The organism is Microcystis flos-aquae FACHB-1344 (assembly GCF_014698375.1).
In the GTDB taxonomy this organism is placed as follows: Bacteria; Cyanobacteriota; Cyanobacteriia; order Cyanobacteriales; family Microcystaceae; genus Microcystis; species Microcystis aeruginosa.
Genome location: NZ_JACJSW010000126.1, coordinates 1 through 6,732 on the forward strand (window position 1 = coordinate 1; position 6,732 = coordinate 6,732).

Sequence of the window (6,732 nt, forward strand, 5' to 3'; positions counted from 1 at the left end):
CTCGCCTTTTCTTTGATCCGCCTCAAGCCAGGAAAACACCCCGATTTTTCTAGGGGTCTAACGGCTATGCGCCTTATCCAGCAAGCCTTTTAGTCGCCTTGTCACCCCTTGAACCCTCGAAGCCATGGTTACTCAGGTACTTTCTGCTAAGTGGGATGTGCAGTTTGAAGACGAAGACGACAACGATTGCCCCTTTTAGGCAGCGAGCAAAAATACTGATAACTGATAACTGATAACTGAAACAGTGGGATTTTCCTTTGAATTAATCGCCCGGTGTCCCCAAACTGGTGCGCGGGTTGGGGTTTGGCATAGTCCCCACGGACCGGTAGAAACACCCCGTTTTATGCCCGTGGGAACTTTGGCCACGGTGAAAGGTTTGACCCCCGCTCAAATCGCCAGCACGGGGGCGCAAATGATTCTCGCTAATACCTATCACCTGCATCTGCAGCCTGGAGAAAGTATTATCGAGAAAGCGGGAGGTTTACACGATTTTATGGCGTGGAATCAGCCAATATTAACAGATTCGGGTGGATTTCAGGTATTTAGCCTCAGTCAACTCCGGCAAATTAAAGAATCGGGAGTCACCTTTCGATCGCCTCGGGACGGTAGAATAATCGAAATCACGCCAGAAAAATCGATTCAGATTCAAAATGCCCTCGGTGCTGATGTGATTATGGCCTTCGATGAATGTCCCCCCACGGGAGTCAGTCATGAGACCATGAAAGCATCCATCGAACGCACCTATCGCTGGTTAGAGCGCTGTCTGACGGCCCATCAACGACCCCAAGAACAGGCTTTATTCGCCATAGTGCAGGGGGGAATTTATGAGGATTTACGGGCAGCGGCGGCGGAATCTTTAGTAAAACTCGATTTACCCGGTTATGCTATCGGTGGCGTGAGTGTGGGGGAAGAAACGAGCCTAATTCATCGCATTGTCCAGATAACTGCCCCTTTACTCCCCGAAAATAAACCCCGTTACCTGATGGGAGTGGGAACCTATCGAGAAATGGCCAAGGCGATCGCTAGTGGCATAGATCTGTTTGATTGCGTCATTCCCACCCGTTTTGGTCGCCATGGCACGGCTTTAGTGCGGGGAGAGCGTTGGAACCTCAAAAATGCCCGTTTTAAGGAAGATTTCGCCCCTTTAGACGAGACTTGTCCCTGCTACACCTGTCAACACTTTAGCCGTGCCTATCTGAATCATTTAATTAAATCGGGGGAAATGTTGGGTTATATTCTCTTATCTCTGCACAATATCGCCGAATTAATCAGATTTACCCGTGAAATTCGTCAATCTATCCTAGGGGGGACTTTTGCCCAAGATTTTGCCCCTTGGCTTGAGGATGCCTTAGATGTTACCCCAACGTGATAAAATTTCAGGAAACGTTTGAAAATTTTCTTGTCAAGGTAGATAGAGAGATGGAAACTGCACTTTTGTTGGCCAAATTGCCGGAAGCATACCAAATTTTCGACCCCTTAGTCGATGTCTTGCCCCTGATTCCCCTATTTTTCCTCTTGCTGGCCTTTGTTTGGCAAGCATCCGTCGGTTTTAAATAAATCGACCCTCAATTATCAGTTATCAGTGAGCAGTTATCAGTTATCGGATTTGAGTTTTAAGTGAAATGACATCTTTTCACTGATCACTGTTGACTGAAAAAGCTTCCCAGATTAAAACAAAGTCCAGGTTAAATCAGCATCAGTCAAGTCCACATCTTCTAAAATTGCCCCGCGCAAATCGGCATAACTGAGATGCGCACCCCGGAAACTGGCCCAGGTGAGATCGGTAATAAATCCGTCTCTTTCGGGACTAGCACGAAAATTAACCAGGCAAAGTCGGCAATCAGCGAAATTAGCTCGATATAACAGGGAGCCGCTCAGATTGGCATAGTTGAGATCGGCTCCGCAAAAGTTAGTTTTGCCTAAGTCCGTGCGTTGGTCGGAAGTGGAGCGAAAATCCGCATCGATTAATACGGCCTGCTGGAGATTAGCACTGTTGAGATTAACACCGTTTAAGACGGCTTTGGTTAAATAAGCGGCTTCTAAATTGGCTTCGATGAGATTAGCTCCGCTTAAGTCCGCATCGCGTAAACAAGCTCGATAAAAGTCCACTTGACTTAAATCTGCTCCCCAAAGAATCGCCTCACTTAAATCCGCTTCTCTCAGCAGCGATCGCGAAAGGCGTATCTTTCCTAACCGCGCCTGTCGCAGATCGGCACGGCAAAAATTGACTCCTGGGAGGGCAATATTAGTTAAGTCGCTTTCCCGCAATAATCCCCCGAAAATCTCTTTCTCCCTCCCGATAGCGTTGACAAAGTTCTTCTAGGAGCATGGAAATTTTTTTCTGTATCATAATTGAGGCAAAATGTCAAGGATTTGGTAATTTTTATTTAGGGAGATGGAAAGCCGGCAGACTCTCGAATTCTCGGGCCCGTTGACGCATTTGCTGACTAATACGATCGCAAACCACCTTACAGAGATCATAGATCACGGGGTCGGTAATTTGATAGTAAACGCTGACTCCTTGGGGTTGCCGCGAGATAATTCCCGCTTGGGTTAAAGCTTTCAGGTGTTTGGAGAGATTGGCCTGACCTAGTCCGGTAGCTTCGGCGATTTCTTTACCATTCATCGCACCTAATTGCAAGCAACTGAGAATCTGTAGGCGACTGACTTCCGACAGGACTTTGAAATAGTCCGCCACCGAAGCGAGGACGACGCTAGAGGTTTGGGGGGAGAAACTGTCCAACATAGGTAGGTAATAAAGTGACCAGTTAAAAAGGCTGACAATAGGTTATCGTTTAAAACTTTATAACTATTGACTACTATAGTTTAACTGGAGAGGTAACTAGAGTCTAGTCGGCAAGCTCGATCGAGATTGGGTCATTCAGGAATCTATTGCTGCAAGAGTGCCGCCTAACTCCACCAACAGACTTTTTGCCGCAAACCCTAATTATCACCGAGCATGGTACTGATTAACTGCCGGACCGTAGTGCTAGGATGGTTCTCTAAATTGCTTGGTAAAGCCCATTCTGAGTCAAGATAGGACATCTTCAGTAAATCTCTCACTTGTTTTGATTTAGCTTGTCCTGTACTTTGAGCAACCCCAAAAGCTTTATAAAGTTCTGTGGCCGAAATGTGGGGATTTTGGCTAGGATCGAAGAGAAAATTGACCATTCCTAGGGCGTGAGTAATGCCGGCAGCCCAGGAATTAACCTTACCTTTTTCTAGGGGAGAGGGACGCTTACGAGCTAAAGTTGCGGTTAATTGGCGAATAAGTTGGGCGTATTCTTCATTAAGATATTTAGCGGCAAATTCATCGGTAATATCGATAATTTCTTGATATTTGGCCTGCATTGCCTTGGGAACATTTTCCGATTTAGAAACAGCTGGGGGCGTTTTTTTCAATATTGCTGCCGCTTGCTGTTTGGCGCGTTGTTCAGCATTATATTTTTCTTGAAAAGCTTTTAAACCCTCCTGACTGGTGATATCAAAACCCTGCTGATGCGCTTGTAACAAGAGATTTTTCATAAAACCGCCACTGTTGGGATCGTTCATCAGTTGACTAAAGCGATCGCCTAATTGCTCTAAATATTTAATAATAGCTTTAGCCTGAGTTAATTTATATTCTCGTCCCAAAAATTGCCAAAAACTAATTAATTCAGGGATAGCATCTTCCGTTTCCGTCGGATCGAGGATAGTAATTTTGCGTGGTAAAATCTTCTCCATTAAGATTTGCACATCAGCCTTAGTCATGGTAGCAAGGGTATAACCTTGATAGAGATAGCCCAACTCAATCAAGGTAGCAATCCAACCACCACCTTCTTCTTTTTCTTGATAATAGGCCTCTCCCTCGGGCGAATTGATATATTCTTCGATCGCTCCAGTAATATAATCTTCTAATAAGGGTTCGGCTTCATCGTAGTCTAAATTATCTAATTGTCGGATATTAAAAGTCATAACTCTAGTTTTCCTCCCAGGCTTTCCCTTAATTTTAGGAGATTAGCTGACCGACAGCCAAACTGACGCTAAAATAGTCTTTGCTGTCTGGGGTTGTTGCTTGCTCCTGACGGTGGTTGTAACCGGTAACTGAACATGACTTCGATTCGTCAACTGCATCAACAACTCGTCAATAAAGAAAAAACAGCCGTCGAAATCGCCACAGAATTTCTTGCTCGTATTCAAGCGATCGAACCACAAGTAAAAAGCTTTCTCCATTTAACCCCGGATTTAGCCCTCGCACAAGCCCAAAAAGTGGACGATAAAATCGCCAGGGGTGAGTCTCTGCATCTGTTAGCAGGTATTCCCATCGCATTAAAAGATAATCTCTGCACCAAGGGTATCCCCACCACCTGCGCTTCTCGGATTTTAGAGAATTTTGTCCCCCCCTACGAGTCCACCGTTACCCAAAAATTACGGGATTTAGGAGCAGTTATCGTCGGTAAAACCAATTTAGACGAGTTTGCTATGGGTAGTTCCACCGAAAACTCCGGTTATCACGTTACTGCTAATCCCTGGGACTTATCCCGGGTGCCTGGTGGCTCTTCGGGGGGGTCGGCTGCGGCTGTGGCCGCTCAAGAATGCGTGGTCGCCCTAGGATCGGATACGGGGGGATCAATTCGTCAACCGGCTTCATTTTGTGGCGTTGTCGGGCTAAAACCGACCTATGGCTTGGTTTCTCGCTTTGGTTTGGTGGCTTACGCTTCTTCTCTCGATCAGATCGGTCCCTTTGGTCGTACCGTAGAAGATGCGGCGATTTTATTACAAGCGATCGCGGGTTACGATCCCCAAGATTCTACCAGTCTCAATCTGCCGATTCCCGACTATAGCCAATTCCTGAAAACCAGTTTAAAAGGGTTAAAAATTGGCGTAATTAAGGAAACTTTCGGGGAAGGTTTGGATCAGGTGGTTGCCGATGCAGTTAATCAAGCTTTAGCGCAGTTAAAGGCCCTTGGTGCTACGATTAAAGAGATTTCCTGTCCCCGTTTCCGTTACGGATTGCCCACCTACTACATTATCGCCCCCTCGGAGGCATCGGCGAATTTAGCCCGTTACGATGGGGTTAAATACGGTATTCGGGAAGATGCCGATAGTTTGATTGATATGTACACCAAGACTCGCGCTCAGGGTTTTGGTGCGGAAGTCAAGCGCCGGATTATGTTGGGAACCTATACCCTCTCGGCGGGTTATTATGATGCTTATTACCTGAAAGCACAAAAAGTCAGGACTTTGATCAAAGAGGATTTCGATCGAGCTTTTCAATCGGTAGATGTGTTAGTTTCTCCCACTTCACCGACCACAGCTTTTAAAGCTGGGGAAAAAACGGCGGACCCTCTGAGTATGTATTTATCGGATTTAATGACTATTCCCGTCAATTTAGCCGGTTTACCTGGGTTAAGTCTTCCCTGCGGTTTTGATGGGCAAGGTTTGCCGATTGGTTTACAATTAGTCGGTAATGTGCTGCGCGAAGATCAATTATTTCACGTCGCCCACGCCTACGAACAGGCCACCGATTGGCACAAACGTCAACCATCTTTTACAAATTGATACAATTGCCGATGGCTATCTTTTGCCGGTAGCCATCAAGTAAAAATCGGCAACCCTGAAAATCTCTCAAGCTTTCTTTTAATTGGGGACAAGTTACCGAAAAAGCTTTTACTTTGTCATCCCAATTGCTCAAAAACAGGAGCTTCCGGAAGAACACAATAAAAAACTGCTGCTAAACTAGAGGCCTCTTTTTGAGTTTAATTGCGTGAAAACTGACAGTATTTTCTATCAACTCTTACAAAGATTTCCCGCTTGTTTCTTTGATTTGTTGAACCTTCCCCCCGAAATCGCCAATTCTTATCAATTCTCCTCGGTGGAAGTTAAACAATTGTCCTTTCGTCTCGATGGAGTCTTTTTGCCTGATACACCCAATCAGCCTATTTATTTCCTCGAAGTACAATTTCAGAAAGATAATAGGTTTTATTCCCGTTTCTTCAGTGAAATCTTCCTCTATCTCCACCAAACGGACTTAAGCAACAATTGGCAGGGAGTAGTTATTTATCCTCGGCGTTCAGTGGAAAGCGTAGAGACTGCTCGTTATGGGGAGTTAATCAACTCAGGCAGGATTTTACGTTTTTATCTCGAGGAATTAAGGGAAGTGGAATCCCTGGGAATATCGATGTTACAGTTAATTATAGCACCCACCGCCAGAGCGATCGAGCAAGGAAAACAATTAATTCCACGGATTAGAGAAGAATTCCCTAATCTCAAACAACAGCAAGAACTTTTAGAATTGATAGAGACAATCTTGGTTTATAAGTTACCCCAAGTCAGTAGAAAGGAGATAGAAGCGATGTTTAGTTTAAGCGATTTAAAACAAACTAAAGTGTATCAGGAAGCTTTAGAGGAAGGCAGAGAGGAAGGTAGAGAGGAAGGTAGAGAGGAAGGTAGAGAGAAAGGCAGAGAGGAAGGTAGAGAGGAAGGTAGAGAGGAAGGCGAATTAGCGGCAAAATTAGCCTCTATTCCTCGTTTATTGGCATTAGGATTAAACTTTGAACAGATAGCATAAGCTTTAGAATTAGAGGTCGAACAGGTTAGACCAGCAACTCAAAGGGAATAGGAAAAGTTCAAAGCGATTGCACTAAGGTTAGATAGCGTATCATGCTAAACGACTTTTGTACTATAGCAGAGAGACTAGCTGTGTCATCATTAGACATCTCCGAAAACGTAGGGACAATTCATGAATTTTAC

Annotated in this window: 6 protein-coding genes and 1 pseudogene; 4 read left to right on the forward strand and 3 right to left on the reverse strand. The window is 45.0% G+C overall.

Annotated features, from left to right (window positions below; all coding sequences use genetic code 11):
• The first annotated feature begins 244 nt into the window (after positions 1-244).
• Together tgt and H6G48_RS10885 are read left to right on the forward strand one after the other, a co-directional pair.
• On the forward strand, positions 245-1,369 hold the full coding sequence (tgt, locus tag H6G48_RS10880; RefSeq protein WP_190721659.1) for a tRNA guanosine(34) transglycosylase Tgt: 1,125 nt from the start codon (positions 245-247) through the stop codon (positions 1,367-1,369).
• 50 nt (positions 1,370-1,419) lie between these two features.
• Entirely contained in the window at positions 1,420-1,557 is a 138-nt protein-coding gene (locus H6G48_RS10885; protein WP_008206475.1) for a photosystem II reaction center protein K, read from the forward strand.
• Positions 1,558-1,668: 111 nt separating this feature from the next.
• Here H6G48_RS10885 and hetL read toward each other — a convergent pair.
• From hetL to H6G48_RS10900, 3 genes and pseudogenes are all read right to left on the reverse strand, one after another.
• A pseudogene (hetL, locus tag H6G48_RS10890) lies at positions 1,669-2,329 on the reverse strand (heterocyst differentiation pentapeptide repeat protein HetL).
• Between the two features lie 54 nt (positions 2,330-2,383).
• A complete protein-coding gene (locus H6G48_RS10895; RefSeq protein ID WP_016514338.1) occupies positions 2,384-2,746 on the reverse strand; it encodes an ArsR/SmtB family transcription factor in 363 nt (120 codons plus the stop codon).
• A 197-nt stretch (positions 2,747-2,943) separates the two neighbouring features.
• A complete protein-coding gene (locus H6G48_RS10900; protein ID WP_190721660.1) occupies positions 2,944-3,954 on the reverse strand; it encodes a DUF6398 domain-containing protein in 1,011 nt (336 codons plus the stop codon).
• 135 nt (positions 3,955-4,089) lie between these two features.
• Here H6G48_RS10900 and gatA point away from each other — a divergent pair, with 135 nt between their 5' ends.
• Entirely contained in the window at positions 4,090-5,541 is a 1,452-nt protein-coding gene (gatA, locus tag H6G48_RS10905) for an Asp-tRNA(Asn)/Glu-tRNA(Gln) amidotransferase subunit GatA (RefSeq protein WP_159293812.1), read from the forward strand.
• Positions 5,542-5,746: 205 nt separating this feature from the next.
• A complete protein-coding gene (locus H6G48_RS10910; protein ID WP_190721662.1) occupies positions 5,747-6,550 on the forward strand; it encodes an Rpn family recombination-promoting nuclease/putative transposase in 804 nt (267 codons plus the stop codon).
• The last annotated feature ends 182 nt before the right edge of the window (positions 6,551-6,732 follow it).

Excerpts from the sequence above, each read along its gene's own strand:
- H6G48_RS10885 (WP_008206475.1), top strand. The coding sequence starts at position 1,420 with ATGGAAACTGCACTTTTGTTGGCCAAATTGCCGGAAGCATACCAAATT.
- H6G48_RS10895 (WP_016514338.1), bottom strand. The coding sequence starts at position 2,746 with ATGTTGGACAGTTTCTCCCCCCAAACCTCTAGCGTCGTCCTCGCTTCG.
- H6G48_RS10900 (WP_190721660.1), bottom strand. The coding sequence starts at position 3,954 with ATGACTTTTAATATCCGACAATTAGATAATTTAGACTACGATGAAGCC.
- gatA (WP_159293812.1), top strand. The coding sequence starts at position 4,090 with ATGACTTCGATTCGTCAACTGCATCAACAACTCGTCAATAAAGAAAAA.